14 protein-coding genes are annotated in these 19,858 nt (G+C 64.2%); 8 read left to right on the forward strand and 6 right to left on the reverse strand.

Going from position 1 to position 19,858, the window contains the following annotated elements:
- The coding region (locus tag CA951_RS33150; protein ID WP_143543139.1) for an SDR family NAD(P)-dependent oxidoreductase at window positions 1-144 on the reverse strand (144 nt) is incomplete at its 3' end.
- A gap of 631 nt (window positions 145-775) precedes the next feature.
- On the opposite strand from CA951_RS33150, the gene CA951_RS33155 reads away from it, so the two are divergent.
- On the forward strand, window positions 776-3,442 hold the full coding sequence (locus CA951_RS33155; protein ID WP_179220400.1) for an AAA family ATPase: 2,667 nt from the start codon (window positions 776-778) through the stop codon (window positions 3,440-3,442).
- A gap of 146 nt (window positions 3,443-3,588) precedes the next feature.
- On the opposite strand, the gene CA951_RS33160 is transcribed toward CA951_RS33155, so the two are convergent.
- The 4 genes from CA951_RS33160 to CA951_RS33175 form a co-directional block, all read right to left on the reverse strand.
- A complete protein-coding gene (locus CA951_RS33160; protein WP_087560917.1) occupies window positions 3,589-4,632 on the reverse strand; it encodes an ABC transporter permease in 1,044 nt (347 codons plus the stop codon).
- Window positions 4,632-6,239 (reverse strand): sugar ABC transporter ATP-binding protein, encoded by a 1,608-nt coding sequence (locus CA951_RS33165; protein WP_087560918.1) that lies wholly within the window; start codon window positions 6,237-6,239, stop codon window positions 4,632-4,634. Before CA951_RS33165 ends, CA951_RS33160 begins: the two co-directional genes overlap by 1 nt.
- Window positions 6,240-6,313: 74 nt before the next feature.
- The gene (locus CA951_RS33170) at window positions 6,314-7,483 is read right to left on the reverse strand and encodes a substrate-binding domain-containing protein (protein WP_087560919.1); all 1,170 of its coding nucleotides are present in this window, start codon (window positions 7,481-7,483) and stop codon (window positions 6,314-6,316) included.
- A 412-nt stretch (window positions 7,484-7,895) separates the two neighbouring features.
- Window positions 7,896-11,225: a protein kinase gene (locus CA951_RS33175; RefSeq protein ID WP_087560920.1), complete on the reverse strand. Its 3,330-nt coding sequence runs from the start codon at window positions 11,223-11,225 to the stop codon at window positions 7,896-7,898.
- A 287-nt stretch (window positions 11,226-11,512) separates the two neighbouring features.
- Here CA951_RS33175 and CA951_RS33180 point away from each other — a divergent pair, with 287 nt between their 5' ends.
- The 4 genes from CA951_RS33180 to CA951_RS33195 all read left to right on the forward strand — a co-directional run bounded on the left by CA951_RS33180 (window position 11,513) and on the right by CA951_RS33195 (window position 15,633).
- On the forward strand, window positions 11,513-11,998 hold the full coding sequence (locus tag CA951_RS33180; protein ID WP_087560921.1) for a biotin/lipoyl-containing protein: 486 nt from the start codon (window positions 11,513-11,515) through the stop codon (window positions 11,996-11,998).
- A gap of 43 nt (window positions 11,999-12,041) precedes the next feature.
- Window positions 12,042-13,508: a carboxyltransferase gene (locus tag CA951_RS33185; protein ID WP_087560922.1), complete on the forward strand. Its 1,467-nt coding sequence runs from the start codon at window positions 12,042-12,044 to the stop codon at window positions 13,506-13,508.
- Window positions 13,509-13,576: 68 nt separating this feature from the next.
- Complete coding sequence (locus tag CA951_RS33190) at window positions 13,577-14,716, forward strand: acyl-CoA dehydrogenase family protein (RefSeq protein ID WP_087560923.1); 1,140 nt, start codon at window positions 13,577-13,579, stop codon at window positions 14,714-14,716.
- A complete protein-coding gene (locus CA951_RS33195) occupies window positions 14,713-15,633 on the forward strand; it encodes an acyl-CoA dehydrogenase family protein (RefSeq protein ID WP_087560924.1) in 921 nt (306 codons plus the stop codon). The genes CA951_RS33190 and CA951_RS33195 overlap by 4 nt, the downstream gene beginning before the upstream one ends.
- A gap of 141 nt (window positions 15,634-15,774) precedes the next feature.
- Here the strand turns inward: CA951_RS33195 and CA951_RS33200 are convergent, their stop codons facing one another.
- A complete protein-coding gene (locus CA951_RS33200) occupies window positions 15,775-16,521 on the reverse strand; it encodes an SDR family oxidoreductase (protein ID WP_087560925.1) in 747 nt (248 codons plus the stop codon).
- A 291-nt stretch (window positions 16,522-16,812) separates the two neighbouring features.
- Here CA951_RS33200 and CA951_RS33205 point away from each other — a divergent pair, with 291 nt between their 5' ends.
- The 3 genes from CA951_RS33205 to CA951_RS33215 are packed head-to-tail and all read left to right on the forward strand — an operon-like array spanning window position 16,813 to window position 19,834.
- Window positions 16,813-18,024 carry a cytochrome P450 gene (locus CA951_RS33205; RefSeq protein WP_087560926.1) on the forward strand — a complete coding sequence of 404 codons (1,212 nt, stop codon included), beginning with the start codon at window positions 16,813-16,815 and terminating at the stop codon, window positions 18,022-18,024.
- Window positions 18,021-19,376: an FAD-dependent oxidoreductase gene (locus CA951_RS33210; protein ID WP_087560927.1), complete on the forward strand. Its 1,356-nt coding sequence runs from the start codon at window positions 18,021-18,023 to the stop codon at window positions 19,374-19,376. Before CA951_RS33205 ends, CA951_RS33210 begins: the two co-directional genes overlap by 4 nt.
- Complete coding sequence (locus CA951_RS33215; protein WP_087560928.1) at window positions 19,373-19,834, forward strand: flavodoxin domain-containing protein; 462 nt, start codon at window positions 19,373-19,375, stop codon at window positions 19,832-19,834. The genes CA951_RS33210 and CA951_RS33215 overlap by 4 nt, the downstream gene beginning before the upstream one ends.
- Window positions 19,835-19,858 lie beyond the last annotated feature (24 nt).

The raw sequence follows: 19,858 nt of genomic DNA on the forward strand, positions 1-19,858 counted from the left end.
GGTGACGGTGTGTTCGGCGTGGTCTCGGGAGACGTCGTTGACGACGACTCGGGCGCCTCGGGCGGCGAGGGTGAGCGCGTGTGAGCGTCCCATGCCGGCTCCGGCTCCGGTGACTACGGCGACTCGTCCCTGAAGATCCAACATTTGGGGTCAACTCCTCATCATTCAATGAATTCTTCGATGGGATCAGGACTGTCCGCGCCTGACCCCGGTATGCATTCAACGCTCGGTTCGATCTCGGTGCCTTCGCGCAATCGGCTGGGAGATCGGAAGATCGGCCGGCCCGCCGTCTGCGGAGGATCTGACGGAGCGAAGGGCGTCGCCGACGCGACTTCCGAGACACCAACGAGCTTCCCGCGTCTCCGCAACGTGCACGATGCTGCGGGGACGCGCGGTCGGTCGCGCCGAGAGTACACCCGCCCGAGGGTGGCGGGGCTGACAGGTGGGACAAGCACTCGTCGCGAAGCTGTCTCGAGTCCTTCATGCTGGACGAACGCGCCCGGTGGTGTCGAAGCCGAGGTCGGTACTTGCCCGCGATGCCCAACGGGCCTACCCTGTTTTAGCCAACCGGTTGTTTGAAAAGAAGGAGTGCAAATCGACAGGAGTGTCGCCTCCTGGATGTGCTGTGGAGTCGGCAATTGTCAACGGCGACAGGTGTGGAGGTCGTCTCCTCGTCGGCCATGCGGTAATCGATTACGCGGCAAATTTCACGCAGGCGTTTGGTAGGGTGTGCTGCTGATCACATCAGCGATAGGTTAACCGGTCAGAGGTGAACGTGTCAGCGGCAGACAATCCCGGTGCGACCGCAGCACGCGTAACGAACGACTGGCCACTCGTAGGACGGGCCGAGGAGTGGCAACGGGTAGTCGCCAATCTCAGCGCGGGGCGAGGTGTGGTGCTGGCCGGGGCAGCCGGTGTGGGAAAGAGCCGGTTGGCGACGGACATCCTGCACGTCGTGGCGGATGAGGGTCTCGGCGTCGTCCGCGTACGCGCCACGCGGGCAAGCTCTCGAATTCCGCTCGGGGCTTTCGCTCCACTGCTACCGGCAGGCATTTGGGAGGTTCAACCCAGCGGACTGGGCAGTCGCGCGAGTCTGTTGCGCCGGTGCGCCGACACACTTGTCGCGGCCGCCCGAGGGCGAACGCTGATCTTGTCCGTCGACGACATGCACGACATCGACAACATGTCGGCCACGCTGATCTATCAGCTGGTCGAGTCGAACGCCGCGCTGATACTCGGAACAGTGCGCTCGAGGATGCCTGCACCCGATCCCACCATCGGCTTGTGGAAGAACGGCCTGGCCGACCGGATCGAGTTGGCTGGGCTGCCCGACGACGCCGTCGCTGAGGCGATCGCGCATGCGTTGGGCGGTCCGGTCGACGACGCCGTGGTCGCGGAACTGGCCGAGCGCTCCCGAGGGAACATCCTCTTTCTCCGTGAACTGATGCGAGGCGCCTTCGAGAAGAAGGTTCTCCGCAACGACGGCGGGGTGTGGCGTCTCGTGGGCGACCTCGAGCCCACCGATCGCCTGGCGGAACTGGTGGACAATCGGCTCGGCGATCTCAGTCACGACGAACGTGCTCTCCTCGAGGTCATTGCCTTCGGTGAACCGCTCGGCGCAGCGGAATTGGCTGCTTTCGGCCGCTTGGACGTAGCAGAATCCCTCGAGCGAAAAGCACTGATCGCCACCTGCGTCGAAGGCGATCGGATCGTCGTTACGGTCAGCCACCCGCTTTACGGCGACGTGCTCAGAGCCCGCGTGCCCAAGCTGCGGGCGCGGTCGATCGTTCAGTCCCTCGCAGACGCCGTGGGAACAGCAGAGGTGGACTCCGGGCAACAGATCCTGAGGACAGCCACCTGGCGCATGCTCGCCGGCGGAGGCGATAGCCGGCTGATGCACGAAGCAGCGATGCTTGCACGGTGGCGCTACGACTTCCCCCTCGCCGAACAACTTGCTCGAGCCGCGATCGAGGCCGGAGCCGGCTTCGAGTCCGAAATCCTGCTCGCGGAACTGGTCGGATTGCAGGGCCGTCCCGCAGAATCCGAAGACGCCTTCACCCAACTGGCGGAGAAAGCATCCACCTCCGAAGAAATGCTGCAGGTGACCCTTTCTCGACTCGATCATCGGGTCATCTACGTCGGCGCCCTGGAGGAAGGACTCGACATCGCCCGACGCGCCCGGTCCAGCCTCGGCGGGACTGCTCGCGACGACGTCGCCGCACGTATGGCGGCGCTGATCGTCGCCAAGGAAGGATTCCGGAACGCCGTCGAAGCAACCGCCGACATCATCGCCGAAGGGCAGGGTACCGCGTTCGTGTGGGCGTGCATGCCTGGTTCCTACAGTCTGGCCCGCACCGGCCGAATCGATGAGGCAGTCGATGTCGCGCGCCGCGGTCGCGAGGCGCAGCTGAAACTGACTCAGCCGATGAACTGGTACCCGTGGATGCATTTCTTCTACGAGGTGGAGGCACTGTCGTACGGGGGCAGATTTGATGACGCGGAGGGCATTTCGACGACTCAATACAACGAGGCGGTCGCGTCCCGAGTCCTCGAAGCGCAAGCGTTGTTTGCGTGGCAGCTGTCGAAGTCGGTCGCCGACCGGGGGCATGTCGACCTCGCTGTCCGCCGAGCTCAGACGGCGACATCACTGTATCGGCAGCTCGGCAGGCCGCAGTTCGTTCAGTTCTGTCTGGGTTACCTCGCCCTCGCACTGGCCGTCAGTGGTCGTGCATCCGAAGCGCGGGCGACCCTGTCCGACCTCGAATCACTCGATGTCCCGGCGAGTTACTTCATGGGTGTCGACCCGGACCTGGCTCGGGGATGGACCGAGGTCGCAGAAACTCGTGTCGACCTCGCCCATCGGACCTTCGAACAGGCGGCGAGGAAGGGCGTCGAGATCGGTGACCACGTCGGCGCCCTCGCTGCCCTGCACAGTTTGGCCCGAACCGGGGACCCGTCCAGCGCGGTGGCGTCCATGCGGCACATTGCACCCCACGTGGAAGGTCACCTCGCCCCCGCCCGTTTGAGGCACGTCGAAGCCTTGGTCCGAGCAGATGCCACAGGACTGGATGCGATCAGTGTTGACTTCGAGCAGATAGGAGCTGGTCTGTTGGCCGCGGAAGCTGCAGCCGATGCGGCGGCGGCATGGACGCGCGCCAACGAAAGTCGCTCGGCCGCAGCAGCAGAGCGGCGCTCCGTGCTATTGGCGGTGTCCTGTGGTAATCCCCGAACGCCTGCTCTGGCGAGCAGCAAAGGGCGCGCCTCGCTCACTGCCTCCGAACGCCAGGCCGCCCATCTGGCGGCGGCCGGGCGAACGAACAGGGAAATCGCCGAAGAGTTGGTGATCTCGGTCAGAACTGTCGAGAGTCGGCTGCAACACGTCTATGGCAAGCTCGGGATCTACCGCCGTCACGAACTGGCTGGAGCGCTGACGGAAATCTAGGTCGAGTGCCTGAGACGGGCGCCCGTAGCCGGCTGATAGTCGTTGTCGACAGACGAATTCGGCTCCTTCTGACCATCCAGAAGAAGCCGAACTCGTCTGCCCGTCACCGGGTCGGCGGACCCTGTCGTCGTCGCCGACCACTCAACTCACGCGCCGCTACGCTTCTTTCGGAACCACGCGGACGCACCCACCGCCAGAATGAGGGCGCATCCGTAGCACACCGAATTCACCCAGGATGCTGCACCGGTCAGCGTCAACCCGCTGACGGTGACAGCGACCAGGACCAATCCGAGCACTGTGCCCACGACATTGAACTGACCCGGCGTCCACGTCGAAGCGCCCAGGTACACCGCCGCCAAGGCCGGCAGCAGAATAGCGATGCCGTTCGAGCCCGGACTCGCACTGCCCTGCTGCGCCAGCAGCAGGACGCCGGCGAGACCTGACATACCCCCCGATACGACATAACTGGTGACCACCATCCGATCGACTCGGATGCCGACCAACTCCGCCGCGGGTCCCGAGGATCCAATCGAGACGAGCCTGCGTCCGAAAGGCGTCTGGGTCACGACATAACCGACGACGACCGCGATCAGCGCTGCGACAACGGCGAGCGACGGCACCCCGAGCACGGTACCGGTGCCGAAACGGACGAGGCCGCGCGAAATGCCGGACGAGATACTCGTGTTGTCGCTGTACCAGCTGACCAGACCATCGATGATCGTTGCCGAGCCCAAGGTGGCGATGAGGCCATTGAGCCCGAACTTGGTGACCAGCAGACCGTTGGCGAGACCGATGACGATACCGAGCCCGAAGACGAACGCGCACGCCACTGCCAGGGGCACGCCGTCCCGTGCCATCAGGCCTGCGGCCACCATCGATGCCAAACCCGCTACGGATCCGACGGACAGATCGAAGTTCCCGGACAGAAGCGGCACCATCAACGCGAGAGCCAGTACGATGATGACCGACTGCGACGATATGATCGTGCGCCAGTTCGCCGCGGTGGCAAACGTTTCCGGCTGAGCGAGGGAGAATCCGATGACGATCGCGACAAGTAGCGCGATCAAACCGAAGCGCTCACCCAGATCGAGCAGACGTGAGCTGTTCGGCGATCGAGGTTTCGGAGAAGCAGGCCGATCGATGCCCGCGGGAGTTGTTTCCTGCTCAGGTGATGATGTCGATGTACTCATCAAGCTCGTTCCTTATCTGTGCCGTGCGTGAGTGAAGTGTCGGTGGACAGCCCGTATGCGAGTTCGGTGCATCTCTGTGTCGACAACTCCTCGGCCCGTGCCTCGCCTTGCACGGTTCCGTGCCAGAGACCGATCACCCGATCGCACAACTCCGACAACTCTTGCGGATCCGAACTCACCACCAACACCGAAGTGCCATTGCGGGCGGCCTCTCGAATTCGGTCGTGGATGGCGTTGCGCGCACCGATGTCCACTCCCTGTGTCGGTTCGTCCAGGAGCAACAGCAAGGGGTGAAGCGCGAGCCAGCGCGCGAGAACCACTTTCTGCTGGTTGCCTCCCGACATGCTGGAAAAGACGGCCTCGGCCGACGACGTCACGACGTCATACAGTTCGATGGCCATCTGCGCATCGTCCCGTTCAGCGGAACGTCGAATCCGCAGACCGCGCCAATAGTTCTCGACAGCCGGAGCGCTCAAGTTTTCCCGGACGGTCAGATCGTTGAAACCTGCTTGGCCCGCACGGTCTTCCGGCAGGTACGCCACTCCCCGCCGAATTGCCTGCCCGGGGTGGTCGGCGGTGAGCGGTTTGCCGTCGAGAGACGCGGTCCCGCCGGTCGCGGCGTGGACGCCGAAGAGGCTCTTGAGAAGCGTCGACCTACCAGATCCGAGTAGGCCGGAGATACCGACGATCTCTCCCGCACGCACCGACATCGACACGTCTCGGAGAGGACCGACGGCGTAGTTCTCGAGCCTGAGTCTCTCCTGACCCCGCACGGACTCGACTCGTCGTGCAGGCGTCGCAGAAGGCGCGTGACCGCTGATCTTCTCGATCAACGATCGTGTGTTCAAACCCCGGGCAGGCCTCGTCTCGAGGTGTCGCCCATCGCGGAGGAACGTCATCTCGTCGGCGACGTCGAGAAGTTCTCCCAGTCGGTGTGACACGAAGACCACCGTGTGGCCACGTTCGGTATACCGCCGCATGGCATCGAGCACGGCTGTTGCTTCGTGCGCGGGCAGCGATGCGGTCGGTTCGTCGAGGATCAACGCACCGCGATCCGTTTCTGCCTCGTCCTGCAGTGCCCGAGCAACTGAAACCATCGTCTGTGTGGCCGGGGAGAGATCCCCCATCCGTGTCGTTGCGGCGACGTTCAGTTCGAACCGATCCAGCACGCGCTGAACGTGTTGGCGCAACGCGCGCCACCGAATCGGACTCAGGGCCCGACCTCCGAACGAGGAACCGATCGCGAAGTTTTCAGCGACGGTCAAATCGGCGAACGTGGCCGAGGCCTGGTGAACGAAATGCAGACCGTGTCGATTTGCCCAGGACGGCGACGTTTTGGCCGCATCGTGCGAGCGTCCGTCGATCTCGATCATGCCCGAGTCGGCGTGATGGACGCCGGCCAGAATCTTGATCAGCGTGGATTTTCCGGAACCATTGCCTCCGCACAATGCATGTATGGACCCGCGCGTAATGTCGAAGCTGACGTCTCTCAGTGCATGGGTACCGCCGAATGTCTTGGTCAGAGAACGTACCCGAATCCCCACTTCAGGTGCGACCGGACCGGGCTCTTCGCCTGGCTGCGGATGCAGACTGCCGTGCTGTGCCATTTCGTACCTTCCGCAAAGTCAAATGTCCGTCGCAGTGGGTGGACTTCCCCCAACGGAAGTCCACCCACGTGCGTTCAGCCGTTCCAGGACCGAGTGAAGCTCGCCTTGTAGTCCACCGATGGAGTCCAGCCCTTGCCGGCGGGGGGAAGGCCGTGCTCGGCGTCGATGATCTGGAAACTCACTCCTTGATTCGGAATCTCGGGCTGTCCGGCGAGCACACGGTTCATGGCATCCGCTCCGCTCCATCCGAGCCAGTTCGCCGGGATGGCGACTGCGGACGTGACGACGCCTTCGCGAATCAGGTCGAACGTCGACGGGTAGCCCTCGCCCCCCACCACGGTCAGGTTGGAACGGTTGGCGGCGGTGATGGCCTGCGCTGAAAGTGCGAGTGTGGTGTCGTCCGGTACCTCGAGGACATTCGCTTCGGGATGCTGCTGCAGGACGGTAGCGACCTTCTGCGCGGTGGTCGCAGGGCTACCGAGATCTTGCGCGGTGATTTCGACCGTGGCGACGACCTCACACGTGCTGCACTTCGCGATCTCGGCGTTGTAACCCTCGACTTCGTACTGCGTGACCAGGAATTCGGGATGCGTCAGCTGAATGATCTTCGCCTCGCCGCTCGTGGCGGCGGCAGCGTATTGAGCCTTCAATTTGCCCCACAGCGCACCGAACTCGCCCGGAGTCCCATTGTTGTTGATCAGGGCACTGTACAGCGCCTCGCCGCCATTGACCTTGGGATCGTCGCAGTCGTAGGCATAGACGCCGACGGTGGGAATCTTCGCGTTCTTGGCGTCTTGGAGCGCGGCGGTAGCGTACGCGCAGTCGATGGCGACTCCGATGACCCCGTCGGCCTTGGCTGCGACGGCCTGACGAATCGCGGAGTTGTAGCCGGCCGGGGTGGCCTGCCCGTCGACGACCGTGACGTTCCAATCCAACGCCTTCGCGGCCTCCTCGATCCCCGCGGCCGGTTCGGAGCAGCCGGGTAATGCCTGTGAACAGGACACCACCCAGATGTTCTTGCCCTTTTGCGCGGCCGGGCCGTCGGCTGTGGGCTCGGTGTACAGCCCCTCGTACGCTTGCTGAACAGCCTTGGAGGCTTCAGCGGAGTAGCCGGAACCCGCCGCGTTTCCCTCGACCGCTGCTGCGGCGTTGGCGTTCTCGCTCTCCGACGAACATCCGGCAGCCAACAGTGACAGTGCAACGACTGCTACTGCGGCAGCACGGAGTTTCTCTTGCTTCAACATCTCTCTCCTTCGCGACACGTTTGTGTCGACTTCTAAGCGCGCCGGAACGGACCTGAGCCTCGTCGGCACGTGGTGTAGAGATTGAACTGAGGATCTTGAAAAGATTTGCGTGACAGCAGTCGAGCTCGTGGTCAGGTGTGATCCTGAAACCGTCTAGTGGAAAACGAAATTCGAGTCGCTGTCGTGTCCCAGCTCCGGTTGCCGGCCGGAGAGAGAATCACTGTGCGACAGCTTCGTTTTCAACTGGCCGGTGCTTCCGCGCCTCGAAGGCTGACGACCGCAGAGCGCTGGATTTGCGCGGCACAATGTGACCACGGACACCATTGGTCGAGCAGGAGTAGTCACTACTGTCTTTCGCCCGAAGCAACCACCATTCCGGCGGCAAGAACCGATCGGCAACGCGTTTGGTCGATCAGGCGTCGTGGGACAGCGGACGGGCTGATGTGCGCATTTCGTTCACAGGGGACATCGCCGATGCGATCTGTGTTCGCGAGGTGAGCCCGAGCTTGGCGATGATGTGTTTGACGTGTCCGTGAACGGTGTGAGGACTGATCGTCAGCAGCTCGCCGATCTCTTTGTCGGTCCGACCGGTGGCGACCAGTTCCGCGACTTGACGCTCGCGCCTGGTCATCGTGGTCGTGGGGTCGACGTCGGTTTCGCCGAGTGCGTAAGCGATCGACGCATGGAACCCGAGCTTGGCGCCCTTGTCGCGGGCGGTCTCGAATGCGTGACGGCCGAGCGCGGCGCGTGTGTGTCGCTCGCACGCTTCGTGGTGGACGAGCAGATTGGGGAAGAGGACGGTGGAGCTGCCTACAGTTCGTCCCAGTGCCTCCGCGGCGCCCATCATCACGGACGCCCGTGAACTGTCGCTCTCGCATACGATCCAGGCGAGTGCCTCCATGCTGGGCGCAGCCATCAGGGGGTCGTCGCGTAGCCGCGCCAGCCGAAGACATTGCCGGAGATTCCGGACTGCGGTTTCTTCATTGCCCTGCTGCCAGTGGGCAACCCCCGTGCCCCAGAGTGCGTAGGACCGATACACGGATTCCCCCCGTGATTCGGTAATCGCGAGAGCCTTTTCGTGGGATATGAGTGCCTGCTCGGTATCTCCACGAAAAGCATGCGCCCAGCCGAGCTGGAGCAGTCCTTCGACTTTCGGGCGGAGTGCACCGATCGATTCGAAGAGTTCGAGCGCGACTTCCAGGCGCGAACGTGCGGTATCGAAGTCGCCACCGAAGAGTGCCGAGATACCCTCGGCGTGAGCGATCTCGGCGTGGATCGCAGGATCTGGCCTCGGTCCGGCAGTCACCCGCGCCTGCTCGATCAGTGATCGACCGGTGGCGAGGTCGCCCTGCAGTTCGGCGAGCACGCTGTCAGCGCAGAGCGCTGTGATTCGCGCGATGGTTTCCTGCCTCGAATCTCGTGCGAGCATGCGGTCGAGCCAGTACCGGCCCTCACTCAGTAGACCTCGGGAGAGCCAGAACGGGAACAGTGCGGTGGTGGCACGCAGCGCGGCATCGTCCGGGGGTTCCAGCGCCGATTCGTTCTCGGTGGAGCTCAGAGCCTCACGAAGGTTGGGTTGTTCACGTTCGAGGCGGCTGATCCAGTCCAGTTGACGGTCGCTGATCCAACCTGCCTCCGCAGCGAGCGCCAACTGCTGATACCAGTCTCGGTGCTTGCGGCGTAGCTCTGTGTAGCTTTCGGACTGGTCCAACTTTTGCCGCCCGTACTCGCGGACGGTCTCGAGCAGCCGGAAGCGGACGACGGTGTCGGTCTCTTCCCGAAGAAGAATCGACTTGTCCACAAGGGAGGACAACGAGTCGAGTAATTCATCTGGTTGCAGATCTCCGTCGCAGATTCCTTCGACCGCGTCGAGTTCGAACCCGCCGGCGAACACCGACAATCTTTCCCAGAGGCGCTGTTCGACCGCGCTGCACAGTTCGTAACTCCAGTCGATACTCCATCGAAGCGTCTGCTGACGGCTCGGCGCAGCCCGGCTGCCGCGGGTCAGCAGTGTGAAGCGGTTGGTCAGTCGCTCGAGGATTTGTTCAGGTGACATCACGCGAATTCGGGCAGCCGCGAGTTCGATGGCCAGAGGCAGCCCGTCCAAGCGAGAGCAGATCTGTGCGACCGCAGACTCGTTCTGCGCGGTGAGCTGGAAGCCTGGCTGGGCAGAGCCTGCGCGTTCGGCGAACAATGCAACAGCATCGTTGCCGCCCGGCCCGGCGACCTGTCGACCTGGGACAGGTACGGCCAGCGGTGCCACTCGCAAGGTCGCCTCCCCGCCGATGGACAGGGCCTCGCGGCTTGTCGTGAGAATCCGCAACCTCGGGCTTCTGCGGAGCAGCGACTCTGCCAACTCTGCCACCGCGGATACCAGGTGCTCGCAGTTGTCCAATACCAACAGTAGGCTCCGGGAGGCGACGAAGTCCGTGAGGACCTCGCGCAGGGGCCGAGCCGGCTGCTCGCGCACGCCCAGCGTGCTGGACACCAGCTGTACGAGCAAGGAGTCATCGTTGATCTCATCCAGCTCGACGAGCCACACGCCGTCCTGAAACTTGTCTCGTAGATCGGCAGCGACCCTCAGCGCGAGTCGCGTCTTCCCGACGCCCCCCATCCCTGTCAACGTAACCAGCCGGGAGAGTTCCAGCAAATGCTGCGTCTCCGTCAGCTCCGCGCGGCGGCCGACGAAACTGGTGAGTTCGAGCGCGAGGTTTCCGACCGGGACGACGGACGACCCATGCCGGGGTGTGCGGTGATCTCCGGCAGGAGGCTCTGTCGAAGGCAAACCGAGAGGCACGGAGAATCGTCCCTGGAGGTGGTCGTCCTCCGTGCCGGCGTGCAGTGCCATCTCGTCGACTCCGAAGCCGTGGTCGAGCTGCAGCCCCCGAATCTTCTCCCCGAGTGCGGCAGCCGTCGGGCGGTCATCGGGACTGCGTGACATCGCCATTTCGATGAGCGCGCACACATCCTCGTCGATGCCGGTTTCACGCAGATCCGGCACGGGTTGTGTGGTGATCCGCAGAAACTGGGCGACCACCTGTTCGCCTTTGCGCCTTTCGAACGCCGCGTGACCGGTCAATGCGCAGAACAGGGTGGCGCCGAGCCCATAGACGTCCGACGCGGGCCCAGGAGGGTCTCCGCCGAGGACCTCGGGCGCGGTGAAAGCGGGGGAGCCGGTTACCGTGCCGGTTGCGGTCTCGAAACCTCCGGCGACGTGCGCGATGCCGAAATCGGTGAGGGCCGGTTCGCCGTAGTCGCTGAGCAAGATATTCGCGGGCTTGACGTCACGGTGAATGATGCCGAAACGATATGCACTCTCGATGGCGCCGGCCAGCCTCACCCCGAGACGGAGTACCTGCTCGGTCGAGAGGGGTCCGTGCAGTCGAATCCACGCATCGAGAGAATCCCGTGGGTGATACTGCATCACAAGGTAGGGACGCCCAGTCGTGGTAGCTCCGACTTGCAGCACGTTGACGATGTTGGGGTGACCGGTCAGGCGTCCCATAGCCTGTTGTTCCCGGAAGAAACGTTCCTTGTTCTCCTCGTCCAGATCGGCGGTGAGGACCTTCACCGCCACCGTACGGTCGAGGGCAGCTTCCCTGCAGCGATAGACCACGCCGAAGCCACCGCGACCGATCTCGGTGGCGTCGTCGAATCCGGCCGTGCGCAATTCTGTGATGAGGTCGAGATCCGCGCCGCCAGGTACATCACGCTGTGTCTGGAGCGGGTCATTCTCAGTCATGGGTCCTTGCAGACATCGGCCGCGTGGGTGGGCCTTCTTCTTCGATCTCACCCAGCGTAGCTCACCGTGTTCATCCCGCCTCAGGATTCGATCATCGTACGTGTTGACGCCGTTCTCGAGCTGCGGTGAGTCGGCACACCCGCCGAAGCAATTCGGCTCTGTGCGAGACGGTCCGGGCGCTCGAGACCGGGGTCTGTGACGTCTCCGTGTCAAGTTGGCACTTGCACGTGATGCGGAACACGCTTAATCTGTTTTTACCAACCGGTTGTTAGAAACGAGGGAGTGTTGTGGATATCTCTTCGGCCGATATCAAGCTGATCTTGACGGCCCTGCAGAATGCCGGGTTCGATCAGGCGGAGGTCGTGGTGGGCGATGTCCACATCGCTGTGGCACGACGTGGTGCTGCACTCGCGGCGCCGACCGCAGCGTCCGTATCGGACGCCGAGCCGGCACCCGCCGTGCCCGTGGCAGTCGCGCCGCAGCGCCCGGTGCCGGTTCCCGATGCTGCGCCTACCGGTGTGGTCCCCCCGGTGGACGGTTCGGAACATGTCGTCACCTCCCCGAGCGTCGGAGTGTTCCGGCACGCGTCCCAGTCGGATTCCCCTTCGATCGAGGTCGGCCGGAGGGTGGTGGCCGGCGACGTGCTCGGCAGCGTCGAGGTGCTGACGCTGACGATGCCCGTCGAAGCGCAGGCCGACGGCGTGGTGGCCGCTGTCGCCGATGACGGCGACACGGTCGAGTACGGAACCCCGCTGATCACGATCGCGTCGTAGCAGGCAGCGCACCACCGCCAACGAAGAAGGGCAAGGAAACCACGTGAACATCGAATTCGTCGAGCAGAGCCTTCGAGATGGGCAGCAGAGCCTCTGGGGGATGCGGTTGCGTGCCTACGAGGCCGCCGGCGCACTGCCGTACCTGAAGGATGCCGGCTACCGCACCATCGACCTCACGGGCGCGGGCATGTTCACCGTCCTGCTCCGTGAATACGGCGACGACCCCTGGGCGACCCTGGACTTCCTTGTGGCAGGGCTGAAAGGCAACGAAATCCGCTCGGGACTCCGTACCCTGAGCTGCGTCGGCTTCGCGCCGACGCCGCAGGCAATCATGGACCTGTGGATCCAGACGCTGATCAAGCACGGATCCACCAGCTTCTGGCTCTACGACTGCCTGTACGACATGGACCTGATGAAGCACATGGTCGACGTTGTGCGTGACGCCGGCGGGCAACCCGTCCCGGCGATCATGTACGGGCTGACCGACGTACACGACGACGCCTACTTCGCCGAGCGCGCGCGCCAGATGGCGTCGTGGGAGGGTGTCGAGTCCATCTACGTCGAGGACGCCGCCGGAATCCTGAAGCCCGAACGTGCGCGTACGCTCCTCCCGGCAATTCGGCAGGCGACCGGTGACATGCCCCTCGAGTTGCACTGCCACAACACCACGAACATGGCCCAGCACAACTACATCGTCGGCATCGAGAGCGGTTTCACGCGGATGCACACTGCTTCGCGCCCGATGGCCAACGGGCCGTCGCTGCCGTCCACCGAAGCGATGGCCACGATCGTCGAGCATCTCGGCCGCAAGCACTCCCTCGACACCTCGACATTCGGGCCCGTCGCCGAGCACTTCGAGCAGGTCGCACGAGAGGCCGGCCGCGCCACCGGTGTGCCCGCCGAGTACGACCCCAGGATGTACGAGCACCAACTGCCCGGGGGCATGACCGGCACGCTGATCAACCAGCTCGAGCGACACGGCATGGGCCACCGCTTCCCGGAGGTTCTGGAGGCGATTCCCCAAGTGCGGGTCCAACTGGGTTCCCCCATCATGGCCACGCCCTTCTCCCAGTTCGTCGGTGTCCAGGCGGTGCTCAACATCGTCACCGGCAAGCCCTATTCCATGGTGTCCGACGAGGTCATTCATTACGTCCTGGGGCACTACGGTCCGGTGCCCTCCCCGATCGATCCCGAGGTGCTGGACAAGATCATGTCCAACCCGCGGACCAAGCAGTTGCAGTCGTGGGAGCGCCCCGACCCGTCGTTGAAGGAGATCCGCGCCCGTTTCGCGCCGGACATCTCCGATGAGGAACTGCTGATCCGATTCATGATGTCCGACGAAGAAGTGGACGCCATGCTCGCGAAGGGCCCGCTGCGGGTCGATCGTCGGCGTAGCAGCAACAACATCGTCGAGTCCCTGGTCGATCTCATCGAGACTCCGGCTGCGAGCACTTCGTTCGCCGTCTCGACTCCGAATTTCAGCGTGCGTGCCGCCGGGAAGACGACATGACCTCGGCTGCAAGGGATTCGATTCACACGACACCCACGTCCGAACGTGCAGATCAGATGGTTGGAAACATGACGACAAGTACACTCGACCCCGTCCGTGACATCGACCGGTTCGCGTCGGCGGCCGAGGAATTTCTGAGTACCGCGGTGCCCGCCCGGTGGAAGGAGAGCCGGGGCACGCTGACGAGTCACGAGATGGACGAATTCCGCCGGCAGTGGGACTTCACCCTGTGGGAGGGCGGCTACTCCGGACTGTCCATCCCGTCGGAGTACGGCGGCCGGGGCCTCGGGCTGGCCGAGGAGATCGTCTTCCACGTTCTCGCGGGCAAGGCGCAGGCGCCGGACGGGCTCGCACGTGTCGGAAAGTCCCTGGTCACGCCGATGCTCATTGCGCTCGGCACCGAACAGCAGCGGGCTCGGTACATACCGTCGATCATGAACGGGCAGGAGGTGTGGTGCCAGGGCTTCTCCGAGCCGCAGGCCGGTTCGGATCTCGCGAACATCCAGGCCAGGGCCCGTCGGGTCGACGGCGGTTACCTCCTCAACGGCAGCAAGACGTGGACCTCGTTCGCCCAGCATGCGCGCCGCTGCTTCGTTCTCGCTCAGACGCAGCCTGACGCCGGTCGCTACCGCAACCTGTCCATGTTCCTCGTCGACATGGAACAGCCCGGCGTCTCGATCAGCGACATCAGGCAGATTTCCGGGGCGGTGCACTTCGCCGAGACCCGGTTCGAGAACGTCTTCGTTCCCGATTCCGACCGGGTCGGCGACGACGGGGAGGGCTGGAAGGTCGCGATGCGCGTGCTCGGTGACGAGCGTGGCGGCATCGAGACCGCCGCGCGCTACGTCGAGATCCGATCCGACGTCGACGCGCTCCTCGACGTGTTGGGCGACGATCCCGAATACGCCTCCAGGCTCAGGGATCTGGACATCCGCACGGAATTGGTCCACTGGCAGTTGATGAAGGTCGCCGATCTGGAATCTGCCGGCGACGAGCGTGCTCTGGCACGGGCGGGCGCCGTGCTCAAGCTGATGTGGAGCGAGCTGTGGCAGGACGTGACCCGGCTCGGTGTCGCGCATGCGCCGGTCGTTCAGCAGAAGCACTGGTCCTACCAGTACCTGGAATCGCGCGCCGTGACCATCTACGGCGGATCCAGTGAGATCCAACGAAACATCCTCGCGGAACGAGTGTTAGGACTTCCGAAGTGACCACCGTCGAACAGAAGAACCCCTCGTCCGGGTACGCGATGACGACCCTTCCGAACGAGTACGGACTGATGGGTGCCGAGGGAATCGGAGACCTCGTCAAACGAGCCACCTCTCACGCCCCCATCGCCACGTATGTGGAGGAACCCGAGCCGCCCATCTCGTGGTCGGCGATCGCCGATGCGGGATGGGACCTTGCGGGAATTGTCGAGGACGACACCTGTGCGAGCACACGGGATCTGGTCGCCATCGCGAAGGCCTGGGGGTATGGAAGCATCCCGCAGCCCCTGCTGCCCAGCCTGCTGGCCAAGCGATTGGCCGCCGCCGCGCGGGAGGTCGATGGGCCGGTCACCTTCGCGCTGCCGCTGGGGGACGGGGCGCTCGTCCCGTTCGGCGCAGTCGACGGCATCGTCGTGGCCACGGCACTCGGTGACATCGAGGGTGAAGTGACCGGGGCACCCGCCGGTGAGGTCGACGGCCTGGACCTGGTCGGGCGCGGTATTCACGCACCCACCGCCACGAGGTTCACCGCGGAGGCGGCCCGTGAGGTGGCCCTCGTTCTCGCGGCCGAAGTGCTCGGGGGAGCGGAACGCCTGCTCGCCGACTCACTCTCGTTCGTGAACGAACGCGAGCAGTTCGGCCGACCTGTGGGGTCCTTCCAGGCGGTCAAGCACAACCTGGCCACCGCGACTGTCGACGTGGAAGCTGCCGACACCGCGCTGATCTGGGGATCGCAGCAGGAGGCCAACGCGTTCCGTGGGGCGCTCTTCGCGGTAGACCGGTGCATCGATGCGGCGGAGATCGCGGTACACGTCCACGGCGGTCTCGGATTCACATGGGAAGTCGGACTGCACTTTCCGCTCCGCAAGATGCTCAGTGTCCGCCGGATCATCGACCGTCTGGAGCGCAACCACTCCTGAGACTGCACCACGCGTCGCCGCCGGGAATTGCCCGGCGGCGACTTCGGCATGCACGCAGTCCGGCAACGACGGACAGCACGACGTCCGGACGGTCGACCGTCCGGACGTCGTGCTGTGTGGCTGTGCCGTGTGCTGCCCCGCCTACTCGTCGACGACTGCGCCCGCGCAGTTCACGAGTCCGCCGTCGACGACGAACTCCGCGCCGGTCGAGTACGACGACTCGTCCGAGGCCAAGTAGACGATCAGGTTCGCGACCTCGTCGGCCTCACCGATCCGCCGGATCGGGGCGGCGAGCGAGGACAGATCCATTCCCTCGGTCAAGGGCGTCTTGACCGTGCCCGGGTGCACCGAGTTGGCACGCACGTTCTTTCCACCGAGTTCGGCGGCAACAGACTTGGTCAGACCACGCAACGCGAACTTGGACGCCGCGTAACCGTGCTGGCCCGCGCTACCGGTGAGACCTGCTGTGGACGAGATGTTGATGATCGAGGCCGGGGCCGACCGGACGAGTTCGTCGCGGGCCGCCTTGATACCGATGAACGACCCGGTGAGGTTGACGTTGAGGATGGTGTTCCACTGTTCCACCGAGTAGTTCTCGAGGAACCCGAAGTTGACGATGCCGGCGTTGTTGACCAGCACATTGAGTTTCCCGAACGTGCTGACCGCGGTCGCGACGGCATTCGCCCAGTCGTCCTCGCTGGTGACGTCGAGGTGGACGAAGGCTGCGTTCTCGCCGAGTTCGTCCGCGAGCAGCTTGCCGAGGTCGTCCAGGATGTCGCCGATGACGACCTGTCCGCCTTCGCGGACCACTGCACGAGCGTGGGCGGCTCCCATGCCCTGAGCTGCGCCGCTGACAAGAGCGACTTTGCCTTCGAGTCTGCCGGTCATAGAAATCTTGCTCCTTGGTTCGAGGAAATGCGATGACGGCTGCCACGCCCGGCCTTCCGGGAGACGTGTGGCATGCACCACACAACTTCGGTCACTACGGCAAAGACCGCAAGGGTAGAGCCGGTGGGGAAAGTCGGGTAGTCACTACTCTGCATTTGTGCGGTGATGCCCATCACAGTGGAGTGAAGGCAGCGGTGGGGGACACCCGCCACGCCTGCTGACAACAGCGCCGCGACGTCCGCCGGCTCGGCGACATCGTGACCCGTCCAATAGGCAGGAGACATTGCACCGATGACTGCGACAGTCGCTTCGACGAGTCTGTTCACGAACGCCGACCACTACCACACGCCGTTGGGTCCGGACGGCACACCGCACGCCTTCTTCGAGGCGTTGCGCGATGAAGCCGAGAGCACCCCCATCGCCTGGAGCGAGGCCTACGGCGGGCACTGGGTGGTTGCCGGATACAAGGAAGCCCAGGCCGTCATTCAGAACACCAAGGCCTTCTCCAACAAGGGCGTCACGTTTCCGCGCTACGAAACCGGTGAATTCGAGCTGATGCTGGCGGGACAGGACGACCCCGTCCACAAGAAGTACCGCAAGCTCGTGGCGAAGCCGTTCTCCCCGGAGGCGACCGACCTCTTCACCGAGCAGTTGCGTCAGACCACCAACGACCTGATCGATGAGCGCATCGAAAGCGGTGAAGGCGACGCGGCCACCTGGCTTGCCGACGAGATCCCCGCGCGGTTGACGGCCATTCTCCTCGGCCTTCCGCCCGAGGACGGCGACACCTACCGCCGGTGGGTCTGGGCCATCACGCATGTGGAAAACCCGGAGGAAGGCGCCGCGATCTTCGGCGAGCTGGTGCAGCACGCCCGCGATCTGATCGCCGAGCGCCGCGAGAACCCGGGCAACGACATCATGTCGCGTGTCATCATGTCCAAGGTCGACGGTGAAAGCCTCTCCGAAGACGACCTGATCGGCTTCTTCACAATCCTGCTTCTCGGCGGCATCGACAACACCGCACGCTTCCTGAGCTCGGTCTTCTGGCGCCTGGCGTGGGACATCGAGCTGCGTCGCCGTCTCATTGCCCATCCCGAACAGATCCCGGGCGCAGTCGACGAGCTTCTGCGCTTCTACGCTCCCGCGATGGTCGGCCGCCTCGTCACCGAAGAGGTCACCGTCGGTGACGTCACGATGAAGCCGGGCCAGACGGCCATGCTGTGGTTCGCCGTCGCCAACCGAGATCGTTCGATGTTCGACTCCCCCGACAACATCGTGATCGAGCGCGAGCCGAATCGGCACCTGTCGCTGGGGCATGGAATCCACCGTTGCCTGGGCGCACATCTGATCCGCGTCGAGGCGCGGGTGGCGATCGGAGAATTCCTGAAGCGTATCCCGGAGTTCTCGCTCGACCCGAACAAGGAATGCGAGTGGCTGATGGGCCAGGTCGCCGGCATGCTGCACGTGCCGATCGTCTTTCCCGAAGGTAAGCGACTGGCATGAGTGAACTCCGATCCCGGGCGATCGGCGAGCTCGAACCGTCCATCGCCATTGTGGGCAGCGGCCCGGCCGGCTGTTACACCGCGCAGATGCTGCGCAAGCGATGGGCGGCGGCGCAGATCGTCGTCTTCGAACGACTCCCGGTTCCCTACGGACTGTTGCGGTACGGCGTCTCTCCGGACCACCAGGGAACCAAGGCGGTCGCTCGGCAATTCGACCGACTGTTCACCGACGGCGGCGTGCACTTCGTCGGCAACGTCGAAGTGGGGAAGCATCTTTCGATCGAGCAGCTCCAGGATGCGTTCGACGTCGTGGTCGTCGCGGCGGGGCTCGGTGCGGATCGTCCCCTTCCCGGCGTCGACGGCGACGGCGTCTACGGGGCCGGGCAGATCATGAGATGGTTCAACTCGCACCCGGACGAGCTCTTCTTCGCACCACATTTCGGAGAGACGACGACGATCGTCGGCAACGGCAACGTGGCGGTGGATGTTCTCCGGCTCCTGGCCAAACACCGTGATTCGTTCGCCGGCAGCGATCTGGATCCGCGGCGGGTCGAGAAACAGCCCTCCCGCATCCACGTGGTCGGACGGTCGGCGGCGTCCGCCGCCAAGTTCGACAGCGTGATGATCCGTGAGCTCGCGGACATCGACGACGCCGTCTTCGATGTCGACGCGGTCGACGAGTTCGGGCACGAAGACAAGAAGGTTCGGGCAAAGATCGAGGCACTACTCGATTTGACCGGGCGGACTGCGCCACCGTCGCCACGAGTCCACGTGAGCTTCCACTTCGGGTGGACGCCGGAATCCATCGAGTCCACCCCGGCCGGCCGCCTGCTGCGGCTCGTGGACACCGAGTCGCAGCAGACGGAAAGAGTAATCGAGACCGACAGCATCGTGACCGCCGTCGGGTTCGGGCACGGACTGCGCCACGAGGTCGACAGAACTCGTCTCGAGTCCGATGTGTCCGACCTCGACAGCGGCCTGCTGGACTCCGGCTTGTACTGCTCCGGATGGTTCCGCCGCGGACCGACCGGCGGTATCCCGGCCAATCGCCTGGACGCGAAGATGGTGTGTGCTCGGATCGTCGAGGACGTGGAGAGGGGCACGATCATCCCGGCCAAGGCAGGTCTTTCTGCGCTCGGGGCCGACCTGCACCCCGATACCGTCGATTTCGACGGGTGGCGGCGGATCGACGCGGTCGAAGCGTCGCGCACAGCACACGGCCGATGCCGCACGAAAGTGTCCGACTTCGTCACGATGCTCGACCTCGCCAGAACTTTCGCGGACGAACGTATGACGCCGACACACGCTGAAAACCCGACAGCCGACGCCGTCGGACACAAGGAGGAGAAATGAACGCACTGATCCTGTACGGGACCGAGACGGGAAACGCCGAGGCATGCGCGACGGCGATCTCCCAGGTACTCGAGGGAATCGTCGACTCCGAGGTTCACGACCTCGCGGACACGACGCCGGATGCACTGACTGGAGGAGCGGACCTCGTCGTCCTCGTGACCGCGACCCACGGTGAAGGTGACTTCGCCGGCGGCGGGGCGGACTTCTTCGAGGCGCTGACCGAATCGAAGCCGGACCTTACCGGTGTTCGCTTCGCCGTATTCGGTCTCGGCGACAGTTACTACACCACCTTCAACCAGGCGGGTGAAACCGCAGCCACGCTCCTGACCACGCTGGGTGCGGAGCAGGTCGGTGAGACCGCCCGGCACGATGCGTCCAGTGGTGACGACCCGGAGGAGATTGCGGAGGAGTGGGTACGAGAGGTCCTCGCGGCGTTGCCGGCACCCGTGGCGTCGTAACCGGAACCGACAGTAGGCTGTGTC

Origin of the sequence: Rhodococcus sp. NCIMB 12038 (assembly GCF_002165735.1) — a bacterium.
Classification (GTDB): Bacteria; Actinomycetota; Actinomycetes; order Mycobacteriales; family Mycobacteriaceae; genus Rhodococcus_F.

Excerpts from the sequence above, each read along its gene's own strand:
- CA951_RS33160 (WP_087560917.1), bottom strand. The coding sequence starts at position 4,632 with ATGAGTACATCGACATCATCACCTGAGCAGGAAACAACTCCCGCGGGC.
- CA951_RS33165 (WP_087560918.1), bottom strand. The coding sequence starts at position 6,239 with ATGGCACAGCACGGCAGTCTGCATCCGCAGCCAGGCGAAGAGCCCGGT.
- CA951_RS33170 (WP_087560919.1), bottom strand. The coding sequence starts at position 7,483 with ATGTTGAAGCAAGAGAAACTCCGTGCTGCCGCAGTAGCAGTCGTTGCA.
- CA951_RS33175 (WP_087560920.1), bottom strand. The coding sequence starts at position 11,225 with ATGACTGAGAATGACCCGCTCCAGACACAGCGTGATGTACCTGGCGGC.
- CA951_RS33190 (WP_087560923.1), top strand. The coding sequence starts at position 13,577 with ATGACGACAAGTACACTCGACCCCGTCCGTGACATCGACCGGTTCGCG.
- CA951_RS33200 (WP_087560925.1), bottom strand. The coding sequence starts at position 16,521 with ATGACCGGCAGACTCGAAGGCAAAGTCGCTCTTGTCAGCGGCGCAGCT.
- CA951_RS33205 (WP_087560926.1), top strand. The coding sequence starts at position 16,813 with ATGACTGCGACAGTCGCTTCGACGAGTCTGTTCACGAACGCCGACCAC.
- CA951_RS33210 (WP_087560927.1), top strand. The coding sequence starts at position 18,021 with ATGAGTGAACTCCGATCCCGGGCGATCGGCGAGCTCGAACCGTCCATC.
- CA951_RS33215 (WP_087560928.1), top strand. The coding sequence starts at position 19,373 with ATGAACGCACTGATCCTGTACGGGACCGAGACGGGAAACGCCGAGGCA.